Origin of the sequence: Leucobacter chromiireducens, from assembly GCF_051993095.1 — a bacterium.
Taxonomy (GTDB): domain Bacteria; phylum Actinomycetota; class Actinomycetes; order Actinomycetales; family Microbacteriaceae; genus Leucobacter; species Leucobacter chromiireducens.
This window is the reverse complement of sequence record NZ_CP197024.1, coordinates 1,779,633-1,796,334: the sequence shown is the minus strand read 5'-3', so window position 1 is coordinate 1,796,334 and position 16,702 is coordinate 1,779,633. Positions and strand designations below refer to the sequence as shown.

General features: G+C 66.2%; 14 protein-coding genes, 3 tRNA genes and 1 pseudogene. 9 read left to right on the top strand and 9 right to left on the bottom strand.

Annotated elements, in window-relative coordinates:
* The first annotated feature begins 49 nt into the window (after positions 1–49).
* The 9 genes from ACR81A_RS08055 to clpX all read left to right on the top strand — a co-directional run bounded on the left by ACR81A_RS08055 (position 50) and on the right by clpX (position 6,467).
* Positions 50–898, top strand: coding sequence for an ATP-binding cassette domain-containing protein (locus ACR81A_RS08055; RefSeq protein ID WP_202382787.1), 849 nt, complete (start codon positions 50–52; stop codon positions 896–898).
* A 93-nt stretch (positions 899–991) separates the two neighbouring features.
* Positions 992–1,064: transfer RNA gene (locus ACR81A_RS08050), tRNA-Asn, on the top strand.
* Positions 1,065–1,191: 127 nt separating this feature from the next.
* Complete coding sequence (locus tag ACR81A_RS08045; RefSeq protein WP_420029101.1) at positions 1,192–1,737, top strand: gamma carbonic anhydrase family protein; 546 nt, start codon at positions 1,192–1,194, stop codon at positions 1,735–1,737.
* Positions 1,738–1,783: 46 nt separating this feature from the next.
* Positions 1,784–1,857, top strand: a tRNA-Gly gene (locus ACR81A_RS08040).
* Positions 1,858–1,987: 130 nt separating this feature from the next.
* A tRNA-Pro gene (locus tag ACR81A_RS08035) sits at positions 1,988–2,065 on the top strand.
* A gap of 61 nt (positions 2,066–2,126) precedes the next feature.
* The gene (gene tig / locus ACR81A_RS08030; RefSeq protein WP_202382786.1) at positions 2,127–3,641 is read left to right on the top strand and encodes a trigger factor; all 1,515 of its coding nucleotides are present in this window, start codon (positions 2,127–2,129) and stop codon (positions 3,639–3,641) included.
* Positions 3,642–3,675: 34 nt separating this feature from the next.
* Positions 3,676–4,383 (top strand): ATP-dependent Clp protease proteolytic subunit, encoded by a 708-nt coding sequence (locus tag ACR81A_RS08025; RefSeq protein WP_420029100.1) that lies wholly within the window; start codon positions 3,676–3,678, stop codon positions 4,381–4,383.
* Between the two features lie 27 nt (positions 4,384–4,410).
* Entirely contained in the window at positions 4,411–5,082 is a 672-nt protein-coding gene (locus ACR81A_RS08020; RefSeq protein ID WP_202382784.1) for an ATP-dependent Clp protease proteolytic subunit, read from the top strand.
* 113 nt (positions 5,083–5,195) lie between these two features.
* Positions 5,196–6,467, top strand: coding sequence for an ATP-dependent Clp protease ATP-binding subunit ClpX (clpX, locus tag ACR81A_RS08015; RefSeq protein WP_202382783.1), 1,272 nt, complete (start codon positions 5,196–5,198; stop codon positions 6,465–6,467).
* Between the two features lie 70 nt (positions 6,468–6,537).
* Here clpX and ACR81A_RS08010 read toward each other — a convergent pair whose 3' ends face one another.
* The 9 genes and pseudogenes from ACR81A_RS08010 to ACR81A_RS07970 form a co-directional block, all read right to left on the bottom strand.
* Positions 6,538–7,080 (bottom strand): hypothetical protein, encoded by a 543-nt coding sequence (locus ACR81A_RS08010; RefSeq protein WP_202382782.1) that lies wholly within the window; start codon positions 7,078–7,080, stop codon positions 6,538–6,540.
* A gap of 19 nt (positions 7,081–7,099) precedes the next feature.
* The gene (locus ACR81A_RS08005) at positions 7,100–7,348 is read right to left on the bottom strand and encodes a Fe-S oxidoreductase (protein ID WP_202382781.1); all 249 of its coding nucleotides are present in this window, start codon (positions 7,346–7,348) and stop codon (positions 7,100–7,102) included.
* 2 nt (positions 7,349–7,350) lie between these two features.
* A complete protein-coding gene (valS, locus tag ACR81A_RS08000; protein WP_202382780.1) occupies positions 7,351–9,954 on the bottom strand; it encodes a valine--tRNA ligase in 2,604 nt (867 codons plus the stop codon).
* A gap of 149 nt (positions 9,955–10,103) precedes the next feature.
* Positions 10,104–10,589, bottom strand: a complete 486-nt coding sequence (locus ACR81A_RS07995; RefSeq protein WP_440311550.1) for a GyrI-like domain-containing protein — start codon at positions 10,587–10,589, stop codon at positions 10,104–10,106.
* Positions 10,586–12,265 carry an ATP-binding cassette domain-containing protein gene (locus ACR81A_RS07990; RefSeq protein ID WP_440311549.1) on the bottom strand — a complete coding sequence of 560 codons (1,680 nt, stop codon included), beginning with the start codon at positions 12,263–12,265 and terminating at the stop codon, positions 10,586–10,588. The genes ACR81A_RS07995 and ACR81A_RS07990 overlap by 4 nt, the downstream gene beginning before the upstream one ends.
* Positions 12,266–12,389: 124 nt before the next feature.
* Positions 12,390–12,821: pseudogene (locus ACR81A_RS07985) on the bottom strand (ATP-binding cassette domain-containing protein); the annotation flags it as partial.
* 260 nt (positions 12,822–13,081) lie between these two features.
* Complete coding sequence (locus ACR81A_RS07980) at positions 13,082–13,987, bottom strand: glycine betaine ABC transporter substrate-binding protein (protein WP_202382981.1); 906 nt, start codon at positions 13,985–13,987, stop codon at positions 13,082–13,084.
* 92 nt (positions 13,988–14,079) lie between these two features.
* Positions 14,080–15,060, bottom strand: a complete 981-nt coding sequence (locus ACR81A_RS07975; RefSeq protein WP_337248983.1) for an ABC transporter permease — start codon at positions 15,058–15,060, stop codon at positions 14,080–14,082.
* Positions 15,057–16,412 (bottom strand): quaternary amine ABC transporter ATP-binding protein, encoded by a 1,356-nt coding sequence (locus tag ACR81A_RS07970; RefSeq protein WP_202382775.1) that lies wholly within the window; start codon positions 16,410–16,412, stop codon positions 15,057–15,059. The genes ACR81A_RS07975 and ACR81A_RS07970 overlap by 4 nt, the downstream gene beginning before the upstream one ends.
* Positions 16,413–16,702 lie beyond the last annotated feature (290 nt).

The window sequence follows — 16,702 nt, the reverse complement described above, 5'->3', positions numbered from 1 at the left end:
CCTCGGCGTCCGGGTGTACCCCTTCCGCCCACCCCGAGGAGACTAGCCCGTGGCTCATCCCAACCTCGACGCGGCCCCTGCGATCCGCGTTTCCGATATCTCGCTCTCGTACCCGGCGCACGCCGGCGGCAAAGAGTTTGAGGCCGTTGAGGGCGTGAGCTTCGAGGTGGGGCGTGGCGAGGTGATGGCTTTGCTCGGCGAAAGTGGCTCGGGCAAGTCGACGATCGCGCGCTTTCTGGCGGGTCGAGCGCTCGACGCGGGGGAGAAGTCCTCACGTATGAAGCTCACGGGCGGCGCGGCCACCGTGCTTGACGTCCCCATGCGCCGCCTCGGCCGTCGGAGCCGCAGCCGACTGACGGCCTACGTTGGGCATCTGGCGCAGGACGCCGGTGCGACCCTCACCCCGGAGCTCAACGTCGGCGACATCCTCTTCGAGCCGATCGCCGAGCGAAGCCGGGATTTCGACCGGGAGGCGCTTGGCGAACTGGTCGCCGAGATGATGGACATCGTCGCGCTGCCGCTCGCGAAGCTGCAGGAATACCCGTACGAGCTCTCAAAGGGGCAGCGCCAGCGTGTCGCGGTGATGCGCTCACTCATGCTGAACCCGCCCGTTCTCGTAGCTGACGAGCCCACCCTCGGTGTCGACGCGAACAATCGCCCACGCATCGTCGAGCTGCTCCGCTGGTATCGGGAGCGCACCAGCGCAACGATGCTGCTGATCAGCCACGACATTGGGATGCTCGAGGCGCTGGTGCAGGACGTCCTGGTGATGCAGCAGGGACGACTTGTTGGTCACGGCGACATCAACGAGATCTTCCGCACCGCGGATCACGGCTACGTGCAAAAGCTCGCTCAGGCGCTGCGTGCCACCGCCTACGACGAGATTGCCGAGGAGTAGCCCTGCGCGGCGCGCCCGGCTTCCCGCCCGTGGTGGCCCGATTTGCATCCCGTTTCACCGCCTTGGTACGATAATCAGGTTGCAACGCAATGATCCCCTGTAGCTCAGTTGGCAGAGCGCTTGACTGTTAATCAGGATGTCGCTGGTTCGAGCCCAGCCGGGGGAGCGATAAGGCCCTCACCGTTTGGTGGGGGCCTTTTGCGATCTTCAAGGAGGCAGACGTGAGTGAAGTAGGCACGCCAGAGGGGCAGCGCGACGGAGCGGTGGGAGTACCGAACGGTTCGCATGGCCTCGTGATCCCACTCGATCCGCAGCGTTTCCCGCACGTTGCGTCAAGCGCGTGGCTCGCCCCCGGGGCCGTGGTGGTGGGCGACGTGACCCTCGGTGAAGATGTCAGTGTCTGGTACAACGCGGTGCTACGTGGGGACTCGGATGCGGTGCGTGTGGGGCCGCGGAGCAACCTCCAGGACGGCGTTGTGGTGCACACTCAGTCCGGCGATCCCGCGCTGATTGGCGCCGATGTCTCGGTGGGGCACAACGCAATCATCCATGGCGCGACCGTCGAAGATGGGTGTTTGATCGGCATGGGGGCGACGGTGCTGAGTGGCGCCACGATCGGATCGGGATCGCTCATCGCCGCGGGCGCGCTCGTACCGCAGGGGGTGACGGTCCCGCCCCACACGCTCTTCGCAGGTGTTCCGGGCCGCGTGGTGCGTGAGCTGAGGCCCGAGGAACGCGCCGGCGTGCGCGAAAACGCGGAGATTTACCTGCGGCACACGGCGCATCACGCGGCCGCGACACGCGAACTCGGAGCGGGAAATCGCGACGCGGAACACTGATGCACTATGCTCAGTGAGGTGCTTCGGCACTCGGCGCACGCGCCACGGGGATGTAGCTCAATGGTAGAGCCTCAGTCTTCCAAACTGATTACGCGGGTTCGATTCCCGTCATCCCCTCCAATTGAAACCCCCGCCTCGCGCGGGGGTTTCGTGTTTTGCGGCGCGGAGTGCGCCACGCAGCTGGTTTCGGATAGACTTGCTCGGGTTGCGCGCGTAACGCGTGTTCCGGCTGTGAAACCCACGTGGTTTTCGGGGCGTAGCTCAGCTTGGCTAGAGCGCCCGCTTTGGGAGCGGGAGGTCGCAGGTTCGAATCCTGTCGCCCCGACCAGGGTCATCCGACCCGACACAGGCTGATATGCAGCACGATTTTCGATCATTGAGAGGCCAAATTGCCGAAGACGACAGCTGAGAAGCTCACTCCGACCCGCGCCAAGCTGAGCGTGGAGGTCACGCTCGACGAGCTGGAGCCGTACCTCAAGCAGGCGTACAAGACCATCTCCGAGCAGGTCTCGATCCCCGGCTTCCGCAAGGGCAAGGTTCCCGCGCCGATCATTGATCAGCGCGTCGGCCGCGAGGCGGTCATCCAGGAGGCAGTGAACCACTCACTCGACGATTTCTACCAGGCCGCCCTCGCTGAGTCGGATGAGCGCCCCATGGGCCGCCCGACCGCTGACGTGGCAAGCTGGCCCGATGCGAAGGACCCGAAGAGCACGCTCGGTCTCGTATTCGAGGTCGAGGTTCGCCCCGAGTTCACGCTGCCCAACTACGACGGCATCACGCTGACCGTGGACAACGCTGAGGTTGATGAGGCTGCGGTCGACGCTGAGCTCCTCAAGCTCCGCGAGCGCTTCGGCACCCTCGTCACGGTGGATCGCCCCGCCAAGACCGGTGACTTCGTTGAGCTGGACCTCGTTGCGACCGTTGACGGCGAAGAGGTCGACCAGGCGCAGGGCGTCTCCTACGAGGTCGGCGCAGGCAACCTGCTCGAGGGCACCGATGAGGCAGTTGAGACCCTCACCGCAGGTGAGTCGACGACGTTCTCCTCGCAGCTGCTCGGCGGCGAGCACGAGGGCCGCGACGCTGAGGTGTCGCTGACGCTCACCGCGGTCAAGGAGCGCGAGCTGCCCGAGGCTGACGACGAGTTCGCACAGCTTGCGAGCGAGTTCGACACGATCGCTGAGCTCCGCGAGAGCCTCAAGGACCAGGCCGCACGCGCCAGCGTGTTCGCGCAGGGCCAGCAGGCGCGCGATCTCTTCACCGAGACCCTCATCGAGCAGGCCGGCATCCCCGTGTCGGAGGAGCTCGTCGAGGAGGAGGTGCACCGTCACCTCGAGGGTGAGGGCCGTCTCGAGGACGACGAGCACCGCGCAGAGGTCCGCGTCTCCTCGGAGAAGCAGATCCAGCTCCAGCTCCTGCTCGACGCAATCGTCGAGGCAGAAGAGGTCACCCCGACCCAGAACGAGCTCTCGCAGTACATCTTCCAGTCGGCTCAGCAGTACGGCATGGAGCCCACCCAGTTCCTCCAGGCGATCAGCCAGGGCAACCAGATGGGCGTCATCCTTGGCGAGGTCACCCGTAACAAGGCGCTCGCGATTGCGCTCGCGAAGGCCAACGTCGTGGACCAGAACGGCAAGGCTGTCGATCTGAGCGAGTTCACCGCGGTGGACACCGAGGACGAGGGTGCTGAGGACGAGGCTGAGGCAACCGAGGCCGCGGCCGAGGAGAAGCCCGCCAAGAAGGCGCCCGCGAAGAAGGCTGCTGCGAAGAAGGCACCGAAGGCTGAGGCCGACGACGCTGAGGTGAGCGATGAGGAGGCCGCGAAGAAGGCCGCACGCTCCGCCGCTGCGAAGAAGGCTGCCGCCACTCGCGCCGCGAAGAAGGCTGCTGCCGAGGCTGCCGAGTAATCGACTGCTTCGAGCACGGAAGCCCCGCACCCATCTGGGTGCGGGGCTTCCGCCGTTTTCGCGCAGGGCGCTCGCACATGCGCCTAGGGCGAACAACGGCGCGAGCGGGCGCGCAACTCGGTACGCTCGAATCACGACCCAACGATTGGAGCGCCGAATGGCAGAACAGACGCCACCGAACAGCGTGTTCGAACGCCTGCTGAAGGATCGCATCATCTGGCTCGGATCTGAAGTTCGCGACGAGAACGCGAACGAGATCTGCGCGAAGATCCTGCTCCTGGCAGCTGAGGATCCGGAAGCGGATATCTACCTCTACATCAACTCGCCCGGCGGTTCGATCACCGCTGGTATGGCGATCTACGACACGATGTCCTTCGTGCCGAACGACATCGTCACCGTGGGCATCGGCATGGCGGCCTCGATGGGCCAGTTCCTGCTGACGGCTGGCACCAAGGGCAAGCGATACATCACGCCGAACGCCCGCGTGCTGCTCCACCAGCCCCACGGCGGCTTCGGTGGCACCGCGAGCGACATTCAGACGCAGGCACAGCTCATCACCTCGATGAAGAACCGCCTCGCCGAGATCACCGCTGCGCAGACCGGCAAGACGGTTGAGCAGATCAACGAGGACGGAGACCGGGATCGCTGGTTCTCCGCACAGGAAGCACTTGAGTACGGCTTCGTCGACTTCATTCGCGACTCCGCGTCTGATGTCATCGGCGGCGGCGGAACGAAGCGCTAGAGCATGGGACAGGAAACGAGCCTTTCGATGATGACCTCACACATGCCGCAGGCCGGCGGTTCCGGCCTCATGATGCCGGAGTCGCGCTACGTGCTGCCCTCGTTCGAGGAGCGCACCGCGTACGGCTACAAGCGCCAGGACCCCTACGCCAAGCTGTTCGAGGATCGCATCATCTTCCTCGGTGTGCAGGTGGACGACGCCTCGGCCGATGACGTGATGGCGCAGCTCCTCGTCCTGGAAAGCCAGGATCCCGAGCGCGACATCACGATGTACATCAACTCGCCCGGTGGCTCGTTCACCGCGATGACGGCGATCTACGACACGATGCAGTACATCCGTCCGCATGTGCAGACGGTCTGCCTCGGCCAGGCTGCTTCGGCCGCCGCTGTGCTGCTCGCCGGTGGCACCCCGGGCAAGCGCCTCGCGCTGCCGAACGCGCGTGTGCTGATCCACCAGCCCTCCACGGGCCAGGCGGGTCACGGCCAGGCCTCGGACATCGAGATCCAGGCCCGCGAGATCATGCGGATGCGTGAGTGGCTCGAGGAGACGCTCTCGAAGCACTCGAAGCGTTCGATCGAAGAGGTCCACCGCGATATCGACCGCGACAAGATCCTCAGCGCTCAGGAAGCGCTCGAGTACGGTCTGGTCGACCAGGTGCTCACGAGCCGGAAGAACCCGCAGCCGGTCCTTCCGCAGTAAGCCACTCGGGCCCCGGGGAGTGCCCCGGGGCCCGCGGCGTGCCGTCCGCCAATGTCGGAGGTGCCCGCTATTCTCGATGGTGTTCCCCCGACCGAGTGTGAAGGAGCCTCAGCATGGCGAAGATCGGCGAAAGCAGCGAGCTGCTCAAGTGCTCCTTCTGCGGAAAGTCGCAGAAGCAAGTCCAACAGCTCATCGCTGGGCCGCAGATCTACATCTGTGATGAGTGCGTTGCGCTCTGCAACGAGATCATCGAGGAGCGCCTCGCGGAGACGCAGACGAGCGAGGCAAGTGACTTCACTCTGCACAAGCCCCGCGAAATCTCAGACTTCCTCGACGAGTACGTCATCGGGCAAGACCGTGCAAAGCAGTCGCTTGCGGTCGCGGTGTACAACCACTACAAGCGGGTGCGCGCTGCTGCGGCCCTCACGAGCGCTGACGCGATCTCTGATCAAGTTGAGATCGAAAAGTCGAATATTCTGCTGATCGGCCCGACCGGTTGCGGCAAGACCTACCTGGCGCAGTCGCTCGCACGTCAACTCGGTGTGCCCTTCGCGGTTGCCGATGCCACGGCACTCACGGAGGCCGGCTACGTCGGCGAGGACGTCGAGAACATCCTTCTGAAACTTCTTCAGGCCGCGGACTTCGATGTCCAGCGAGCTGAAACCGGCATTATTTACATTGACGAGATCGACAAGATCTCGCGCAAGGCCGAAAACCCCTCGATTACGCGCGACGTCTCGGGCGAGGGCGTGCAGCAGGCCCTGCTCAAGATCCTTGAAGGCACCGTTGCCTCGATTCCGCCGCAGGGCGGCCGGAAGCATCCGAACCAGGAGTTCCTGCAGCTGGACACTACGAACGTGCTGTTCATCGTCGCGGGCGCGTTTGCGGGTCTCGAAGAGATCATCGGTTCGCGTCTCGGCAAGGGGGGCATCGGCTTCGGCGCTCCCGTGTCTGCTCGTCGCGATGAAGAGAACCTCTTTGCCAAGGTTGAGCCCGAGGACCTGCACAAGTTCGGCCTCATCCCCGAGTTCATTGGGCGTCTCCCCGTCGTTGCGACGGTTGATCCGCTCGACGTCCCCGCACTCACCCGGATTCTCACCGAGCCTCGCAACGCGTTGGTGAAGCAGTATCAGCGCATGTTCGAGCTTGATGGCGTGAGCCTCGAGTTCGAGGAGGCCGCGCTCGAGGCGATTGCCGAGCAGGCCGTCGAGCGAAAGACGGGAGCGCGCGGACTCCGCTCGATCCTGGAGCGGGTGCTCGGCTCCGTCATGTTCGAGGTTCCCTCGAGCGACGAGGTCACGAAGGTGATCGTGACGCGCGAGTCAGTGCTCGGCGAATCTGGCCCGCGTGTGCTGCAGGCGCGTGGGGGTCGCGAAAGCGCCTAGCCTCGCTCCGCGCGGGCACGAGTTCCCAGGCCATCGAACTCCCCGGACACGGAGCTTCGGCCGGTACGTTCTACGGTGCCAGCTCGATGTCATAGGAGAGCAGCACCTGGCCGTCCTCCTGGGGGATCGTGATGCCGAGCGCGCTCACCCCCGCACCGGTGAGCTGCGCGCTGACGCCACCCTCTGCGGTTCCCGTGGTCTCGGCGGCAGTGAAGCCGTTTGTTGCAATGATCTCGTTCCAGAGCGCGTCCGCGACAGTCGTGTCCGCGGCGCGGAGCACGACGAACCATGCGGTGTCTGAGCGAGCGCCGGCGTCATCCACAATCGCACCGTCGGGGAGACGGAACTGTTCAGCCGGGAACGAATCGGGAAGCGTGGTGCTCTTCGGGAGTTCTGCCGAGGTGTCGCGCTCCGGCCAGCTCTCGCCGTCGCCGCCCTTCCCCTCGGAAGAGTCGCCCTCTTTGCCCTTGGCACCTGCGACGCTCTCGGGAATCGTGTTGCCCGTGTCTGCGCCCGGCTCCGGTGCGCACGCGGTCAACGGGAGCGCCAGAAGCGTCGCTGCGCAGACCGCGAACAGCAGCCGTTGCGGCCGTGGGTTGCGCCATTCACGCATCAGTTCCTCCGTGCCCCGACTAGCCGAGCCAGTCGTCATCATCGTCGTCTTCGGATTCGCGCTGCGCAGTCTGCACACCGCCGCTCGCATCGAGTGACACCACGAGCAACTCGTCGAGCGCGCACTGGGGACGCCCTTCAAGCCAGGTGAGGGTCCACGAGCCGGATCCGGGGTGCGCGGCCTCGGCGGCCGTGATTGCGTCGTGCAGTTCCGGGGGCACGCCGCGGTGCGGCGGTTCGCCCACCTGCCAGCGTGCCCCCAGCTGCATGACTAGCCCTCCGCCTGCTCGAGCTGGATCTCGGCGACCGTAACCGCCTCGACCTCGGCCGCCTCGATGCGCAGCTCGGTGATGCGGCCCACGGCCGCAAGGTCAGCGGCGGCGCGCTGCAGGCGATCCCGATCTGCTGCGGGGGCGTGCACCACCGCGAGCGTGACCGGGGTCTTCTGCGAGGCCTTCGCCGCTGTCTTCGCGCCGCGCACGCCAATCAGTGCGCCACCCACGAGCGCGAGGAGTGCCGCATCCGCGTCGTCTCCCGCGAGCGCCTGGGCTTCAGCCGCAACGGGCCACTGCGCCTGGTGCACGGAACCCTCGCCGAACCACGACCAGACCTCCTCGGTCGCGTAGGGGAGGAATGGCGCGAAGAGGCGCACGAACACCGACAGTGCGGCACGCAGCGCAGTCACGGCCGACGCGCGGGGCTGGCCGGTGCCGTCATCGCCCGCCGCGCCGTGCGCGCGCTCCTTGACGAGCTCGAGGTAGTCGTCGCAGAACGTCCAGAAGTACGACTCCGTGAGCTCAAGCGCCCGTGCGTGGTCGTAGTTCTCGAACGCGCGCGTCGCGTCCTCGATCACGTTCGCGAGGCCTGCGAGCATCGCTCGGTCGAGGGGCTCGGTCACCGTGCCGACGCCGCTCGTATCGAAGCCGAGGGTGAACTTCGCCGCGTTGAGCAGCTTGATCGCCAGACGGCGGCCAATCTTGATCTGCGTGGGGTTCTGCGGGTCGAACGACGCATCCGTGCCGAGCTTCGCCGAGGCAGCCCAGTAGCGCACCGCATCCGAGCCGTGCTGCTCGAGCATACCGGCGGGCGTCACGACGTTGCCCTTTGACTTCGACATCTTCTTGCGGTCGGGATCCAGGATCCAGCCCGAGATACCGGCGTTCTTCCACGGCAGCTGCCCGGCTTCGAGCTCGGAGCGCAGCAGCGTCGAGAAGAGCCAGGTGCGAATGATGTCCTGGCCCTGCGGGCGCAGGCTATAGGGGTACACGAGGTCAAACAGCTCGGGATCGCGCTCCCAGCCGCCCGCGAGCTGCGGGGTGAGCGAGGAGGTCGCCCAGGTGTCCATCACGTCGACCTCGCCCTGGAAGCCACCGGCCACGCCGCGCTGTGCCTCGGTGAACCCTGCGGGCACATCGCTCGAGGGATCGACGGGCAGCTGCTCTGTCGTGGGCAGGATCGGCTGATCGAAGACAGGATTGCCGTCGGCATCAAGCGGGTACCAGACCGGGATCGGCACACCGAAGAAGCGCTGGCGCGAGATGAGCCAATCACCCGACAGGCCCTCGACCCAGTTCTCGTAGCGCACCCGCATGAAGTCGGGGTGCCACTCGAGCTCCTTGCCGTGCGCGAGGAGGCGCTCGCGGAGCGACTCGTCGCGTGCGCCGTTCTTGATGTACCACTGGCGCGTGGAAACGATCTCGAGGGGCTTGTCACCCTTCTCGAAGAACTTCACGGGGTGCGTGATCTTGCGGATCTCGCCCGTCAGCTCGCCGGACGCCTGCAGCAGCTCGACCATTGTCTGCTTGGCGCTGAACACGGTCTTGCCGGCGATCTGCGCGTACGCCTCGCGGCCAGCCTCCGAGGTGATTGCCTCCGGCGCCTCGCTGATCACGCGGCCATCGAAGCCGAGGATCGCGCGGTTCGGGAGGTCGAGCTCGCGCCACCAGATCACATCGGTCACATCGCCGAAGGTGCAGATCATCGCGATACCGGTGCCCTTGTCCTGCTTCGCGAGGTGGTGCGCAACAATCGGCACCTCAACGTCGAAGATGGGGGTGCGCACGGTGGTGCCGAAGAGCGGCTGGAAACGCTCGTCGTCGGGGTGGGCGACGAGCGCCACGCACGCTGCGAGCAGCTCGGGGCGGGTGGTGTCGATGAGAATGTCGCCCGAGCCATCGGACTTGTGGAACGCGAGCGTGTGGTACGCACTCGGCTGTTCGCGATCCTCAAGCTCAGCCTGGGCGACCGCGGTGCGGAAGGTGATGTCCCACAGGGTCGGCGCCTGTGCCTGGTACGCCTCGCCGCGCTCAATGTTGCGGAGGAACGCGAGCTGCGAGGCGCGCAGCGAGTCGGCCCCGATCGTGCGGTAGCTCTGCGACCAGTCGACCGACAGGCCGAGCGTGCGCCACAGGTCCTCGAACTGCTTCTCGTCCTCAACAGTCAGGCGCTCGCACAGCTCAATGAAATTGCGGCGCGAGATTGGCTGCTGGTCGGCAGCCTTGATGCTCTTGCCTTCGCCACCATCGTGCGGGGGCACGAAGTCCGCCACATAGGGGAGCGAGGGATCGCAGCGCACGCCATAGTAGTTCTGCACGCGGCGCTCGGTGGGCAGGCCGTTGTCGTCCCAGCCCATGGGGTAGAACACGCGCTTGCCCTGCATACGCTGATACCTCGCAACGGTATCGGTGTGCGTGTACGAGAACACGTGGCCGACGTGCAGGGAGCCCGAAGCCGTGGGCGGGGGAGTGTCGATGCTGTAGACGCTGTCAGCAGTGGCGCCCTCGCGGGGGAACGCGTAGGTCCCAGACTCTTCCCATACCGGGCCCCACTTCGCTTCGAGGCCTTCGAGTGCCGGCTTGTCGGGGATCGCGCTCATACCAGGGGGCTCCGTTCTCGACGCGCGGCGAGGTGTCTCGCACGGTCGGGCTCGATGTGGGCGGCACCGCGTCGTCGGGCTGCGTGCGTGTCACCGCAAACGCCCTGGTGCCTGATGGTTTACGGCACCTAGTCTACCCGGCCAGCAGCTCAGGCCAGGTGCACCCCAAGCAGTGTTTCATTCAGTGCGGGATCGCCACCCGGTTCGGGCTCGGTCAGGTACTGCTCCCATGCGACTCCGGAGGGGGTGTGGCCGGCCTCGGCGATCCACTCGAAGAGGAACGCGTACGCATCGGTGAGGCCGTTGTAGTCGCCGCGTACGAGGAGTGTTGCGACGGTGCCCGCAGGCAGGGTCTCGCCGTGGACCTCGCCGTCACCGTCCGGGGTGAACGGTGCGGCCACCGGCACTGCGACCGAGAGATCGATCGTGGTGCCGGGTTCGCCATGCACCACCCCGAGCGGTGCACCGCCCGGCGCGAGCCCCGCCGAGTCGAGCGTGGCAAAGATCAGCGGGAACGCGCGGTCGTAGAGGCCGGGTATCGCGTCCATGTGCACGGTTTCGCGCACCGCCGCGAGGTGTTGTGCGTCGCGTTCGGAGAGGGTCGGGGAATCAAAGCGAGAGTCTTCGGTGCTCATGGCAGCATTGTGCCAGCCGCGTGGTTGCCGGGGAACGGGCGGGAGCGGGCCGTGGCCGAGCTGTGACCTGCGGCTTGGCCGGGTGGCCTGTTTCGAGCCGCGAGCAGGATGGCTTCCTCAATGTTGGCGGGTGCATCCGTCAGTTCCGCCGCGACTCGACCTTCGGCGAGGATCACGAGGCGATCGCACTGCGCCGCCTCTTGCATGTAGTGCGTGCTGACGAGGATTCCGGTGCCAGCATCAGCGCGGCGATGCAGCTCCTTCCAGAGGCGAGTGCGCGAGAGTGCGTCCATACCGGGGGTGGGCTCGTCAAGTACGAGGAGCTCAGGCTCATGCAGTGACGCGGCAGCGCACGCGAGGAGCCGGCGGGTGCCGAGTGGCAGCTCGGTGACAGGTGTGGTGCCCCATTGTGCGGCCCAGGTCGCCAGCGGGTCTGGGATCGGGCAGCCCTGCACGGACGCGACGAACTGCAGGTTGGCGGTCGCAGAGAGGAGGGGGTACATCCCGAGGCCTTGCGCGACATAACCGAGGCTTCGGCGGCGCGGGAGGCTGGGCGGGCCGCCACAGAGGGTCACCTCACCCGCGCTCGGGGTCTCAAGCCCCAACAACACGCGCAAGAGGGTGGTTTTGCCTGCGCCGTTGCCGCCCAACAGGCCGACGATTTCGCCGGGTGCGACGGAGAGCGACACCCCGTCGAGCGCGGTGAAGCTGCCGAACCGCTGCACGATGCCGCGCACCTCGACGAGCAGCGATCCGTCGCGTTCCACGACCGGCGCGGGGATGAGCTGCGGCACGGCGACGACGCCCTTTCCTCGGGCGGCCGCGCGGTCTTCCGCGCTCAGGAGCAGCGCGATGCTCGCGTTCTCGAGGTCCGGTTGTGCTCGCCGAAAGCCTGCCGGGGGTGGGACGCTCGCCTCGCGGGTCCAGCGGTAGATTGAATGACCGCGCCGCCAGGTATCGTTCTCGAGCTCCGCGCCTCGCGGGAGCGACGAGGGGGCTGTGGCCTCCCAGAGCGCCCCGGGAGCACGCGCAATCACATCGGTCGCTGTGCCCTCAGCGAGTACCCGGCTGTCAGCCAGAAAGTGCAGCTGCGAGGCGCGCTCCGCCTCGTCCAGGTAGCTTGTGGCGAACACCACGGTCGCGCCTTCGGCTGCGACGCGCTCGATGAGCGCCCAGAGTTCCGACCGGCTGAGCGGATCGACACCGGTCGTCGGCTCATCGAGCAGCACCAGGCTCGGCTCGTGCAGGGTGGCGAGGATGACGCCGAGCTTCCGACGCATGCCGCCGGAAAGGGCGCCCGCAAGCCGGTCGCGCACCTGTTGCAGGCCGGCGCGCTCAAGCAGTATCTCCTCGCGGGCACGGGCGGTGGAGGCGGGGATCCGATACGTGTGCGCGACGAACTCGAGGTTTTCGGCAACCGACAGCGAGCGCCACACACCGGCGTCCGCCGGCTGTACGCCAATGTCTGCTCGGTGCGAAGGGAGGCCACGGAACTGACCACTCGTGAGTGGCAGCCGCCCGGAGAGTGCGCGCAAAAGGGTGGACTTGCCTGCACCGTCCCCGCCGATCACTGCGGAGATCGTCGCTGGCTGAAACATGCCGGTGAAGTCGGTGAGCGCGTGCTGCTCGCCGAAGCGCACCGTCGCGTTGTCTGCGTGGACGATCACGGCCGACATCAGCGAGCTCCGCCGTGCGTGAGGGAGTGGCGCATGAGCTGACGAGCGCGAAGCCGCCCGGTCGCGAGGTGAGGGACGCTGAGAGTGCCGCGATTCCCGCCGCATCCAGATGATTCGTTGGCTCGTCAAGGAGGAGGAGCTCGGCGTCGCCGCCGAGAACGCAGGCGAGCCGGACGCGGTACCGCTGGCCCACCGATAGCTCGGCCAGGGGGCGTGCGAACTCCGTCTCCGCACCGAGCGCCTCGAGCATCTTCGTCACACGACGCTCCGCGTCCCACGCGTCGAGTCGCACCGCGTCCTCGGGCGCCGCAGCGTAGCGCCCTGCGGTGTCAGGAGCGCTTCGCCCTGAGGCCGAGCGCAACGGCTCGTGCGCTGCGGCGAGCGCGGAGAGGAGCGTAGATTTGCCGCGACCGTTCTCGCCGACGATGGCGAGGCGGCTGCTCGTGCTGATTGTCAGCGTGAGATCGCTGAGCAGGGTGCGTCCACCACGGCGCCGCGTGACGTTGTGCGCAGTGATGCGGGTGCTGACGTGAGGGGTCGACGAATTGCGGGTCATGGTGGTCCTTCTGCGGTACGCGCCGTCCCCACACAACGCACCGTGCAGAAACGGGTGCGCAGGACAGCGCTTCGGGCGTCGAAAACTTCATCCGCGAAACTCAGCTGGGCCGATGCGGAAGAGGACACCCTTAGATGAAGAAGAACACGCGCATAGTTGCAACCTACGCGACGGCGGCCCGCCCCACCAGGGGACGAGCCGCCGTCGACTTGCGTGACTGCGGTGGGCGGGATCGCTGGATCCCGTCCACGCGAGTCAGGCTACTTCGTCAGTTCCGTGCTGAATGCATCGGGGAACTTCCCGAGCCATTCGGTGATCGCCTCGGGCTCCTTGCCCTTGCCGTACTCATTCACGACGAGGTCTTCGAGCGCGCCGTACTCTGCGTCGTCGAGCTCGATGCCCTCGATCAGCTCAGCAGCGTCCGGGTACTTCTCGGAGAAACCCTTCGTGGCGAGGAAGTGCAGTGCCTCGGGCTCACCCATCGCCTGCTTGGGATCCTTGAGGTCCTTTACCGGGAACGCGTCGTTCGCCCAGAACGGGCGCCAGAGCGTCACCACGACGTCTTCCTTGCGATCGATCTTGTCCTTCAGCGTCGCGAGCATGGTTGCGGTGGACGACGTCACGAGCTCGTACTCCGAGTCAAGCCCGTACTCGGGCATCACCACGGTCTGGGTCTGCTCGGTGAGACCCGCGCTCGGCTCGATACCGATGATCTTGCCGTCGAAACGCGAGGCATTCCCCTTCAGGTCCTCGATCGAGTCGATATCCACGTAGTCGGGAACCGCGAGCGTGAGCACTGCGTTGTCGTAGTACGCGCCGAGATCCTCGATGTCGTCGCCGTACTTCTCCATGTACTTCGTGTGTGTCTTCTCCGACCACGCCGAGGGGTAGATGTCGATGTCGCCCGAGGCTAGACCGGTGTACAGGACGGCTGCCTCAGTGAGCTCTTCCATCTTCACCTCGTAGCCCAGCTGCTCAAGCTGGTTCTCGAGGAGGTATGCAGTGCTCAGACCATCGGTCCACGACGGGAGGAACCCGAGGGTGATGGTCTTGTCTGCGTCGCCGCCGGCGTCGGAGCCGCCGTTCCCATTCGAGCTGCAGCCCGTGAGCGCAAGTGCTGCGGCTGCGCCGAGCGCGACTACTCCGGTGAGGGTGCGCTTGTTCATCTTCATCGTGCGTCTTCCTTTCTGCCCGCGCAGAGCGCGGATCGTCTGGAGTTCGAGGCCGAGGCCTCGGGGTCGTGCAGGTTTGTGTGCTGTTAGGCGGGGGAGGCCGCCGGACGCGGCGCTGCGGGTGTTGCGGATGCGGCAGCCTTTCCGGTCGAGCTCACGCCCCGCTTCCGGCGAAGCGTTGCCCGCAGCGAAGCCGGGTACTGGCTAGGCGTTCCGAGCGAGGCGGTCACGCGATCGAGGAACACTGCGAGGAGCACCACGCTGAGTCCAGCCTCAACGCCCTGGCTGACGTTGAGCGTGGAGATCGACGCAATGACTTCCTTGCCAAGCCCGTTCGCGCCGGCCATACCAGCGACCACGGCCATCGAGAGGGCGAGCATGATCACCTGGTTGATGCCCGCCATAATCGTCGGCATGGCAAGGGGCAGCTGGATCCCGCGCAGGATCGCTCCGGGAGTCGCACCGAAGGCGTAGCCCGCTTCGACGGTCTCACTGTCCACGCCGCGAATTCCGAGCTCGGTGAAGCGGACGCCCGGCGGCAGTGCGAAGATTACCGTGGCGAATACGCCCGGCGCGAAGCCGATCGTGAAGAAGATCACGGCGGGGATCAGGTACACAAAGGCCGGCATGGTCTGCATGAAGTCGAGCACAGGCTTCAGCACTGCGCTGACACGATCGTTCCGCGCGGCCCAAATGCCGAGCGGGACCGCGAGCGCAACCGCGACGAGCGTCGCGATGAGCACGAGCGCGAGCGTGTACATCGCGTTCTCCCACTGATCCATCGCGACGATGAGAAGCAGCGTGATGATCGTGCCGAGCCCGAACCGCCACGAGCGCACGGTCCACCCGATCAGGGCGAAAATCACGATGAGCAGCAGGAACGGCACCGCGAGCAGGCCGTCCGACAGAGTTTCGACCAGCCAGCTCATCACGAAGCCGACAACGTCAAGGAAGCCCTTGAAAGCGACCTTGATCCAGTCGAGCGCCGCTTCGGCCCACTCGCCAACGGGCAGGCGGAACCACTCGGGTGCCGCACTCAGAGCAATCGAAGTGGTGGTGAGGGTCACAGTGCCTCCTCCGTTCGGGGTGCGAGTGACTCGGCCGCGCTTTCGGCGAGGGTCTCGGTGATTGTGGCCGATGGCACGGTCAGCGTGGGCTCGATGATCGGGATTTCCGTGGTGACGGGCGGGAGGTCCGTGAGCGCTGCGAGCAGCGTGACGCGCGGCACAACCCCGATGAGGCGATCCTCATCGTCGATCACGGCAACGGGCAGTGGGCTCTCCACTGCGAGCTCGAACAGCTCGGAGATCACCTGATCGGCACGCACCACCGAGGGGGTGGGGCGCAGCACAGCGGTGAGGTCGGTGCCACCCTCGCGCACCTGACGCAGCACGTCCTTGTCGCGAACGACGCCGAGCAAGGTACGCGCGCCGGTCGTCACGAAGCAGGCGGAAGTCTGCAGATCGCGCATCGTGCGCAGTGCCGTGCGGGGACCGGCCGAACCGGGAACCACCGCGCGCGGCGGTTCCATGACATCGCCGGCGGTGAGCACACGCGCCCGGTCGACGTCCTGCACAAACTGCGCGACGTAGTCGTTCGCCGGGTCGGTGAGGATGTCGTTCGGGGTGCCCACCTGGACGATGCGTCCGTCGCGCATCACCGCGATGCGGTCGCCGAGGAACATGGCCTCGTTCAGATCATGGGTGATAAACACGATCGTCTTCTTGAGCTCCTGCTGCAGCTCCACGAGCTGCTCCTGCATCTCGCGCCGAATCAGCGGGTCGAGCGCGGAGAAAGCCTCGTCCATCAGCAGAATGTCGGTGTCTGTGGCGAACGCGCGCGCAATGCCGACGCGCTGCTGCATGCCGCCGGAGAGCTCTCCGGGCAGCCGCTCCTCCCAGCCAGCAAGACCAACACGCTCGAGCCAGTGACTGGCCCGTTCCCGGCGTTCGGCGAGCCCGACGCCCTGGAGCTCGAGTCCGTACGCCACGTTGTCGAGCACACTGCGGTGGGGGAGTAGGGCGAAGTGCTGAAACACCATCGACATGCGGTCGCGTCGGAGCGCGCGGAGATCGGCAGGCGCGAGACCCGCGACCTCGGTGCCGAAGACGCGGATGGAACCGTCGGTCGTGTCGTTGAGGCCGTTCAGCATGCGGATGAGGGTCGACTTGCCCGAGCCGGAGAGCCCCATGACGACGAAGATTTCGCCGGGCTTGACGTCGAAGGTTGCGTCGATGACCGCGGCCGTTCCCTGGCTGCGGAGCTCCTCGCGGCTCGCGCCGCGCTGAAGACGCTTCACGACCTCGCGCGGGCGACGGCCAAAGACTTTGTATGCGTGTGCCACTTCGATGGCGGGTGGCGTTCCCGTAGGTTCCCCCGGGGTGCCCGCCGAAGCGGACTGTTCAGTTGTTCGGGTCACTCAGTACTCCTCGAATAATCTCTTGGCACGGACTCAGAGGGTCGCCGACGGAGTCGCTGCAGAAGCGCTTCGTCGAAGGCGCTGTGGAGCGGGCGGCCACTCGATGGCCAGATCTCTATTGCGGGGCGGAATTTGACGGGCGCCACATTGCTCGTGCAGTTCGTCGACTCTCGACGATGCTCCTGACGGCAGGGCGGCGCGCCAGTGCCAAATCGCACTCAACGCTGCCTTCGACGCTAACAATGGATTGCGTGTATGCGCAAGGGATCGCGGTGCGTGATCGTGGAGAT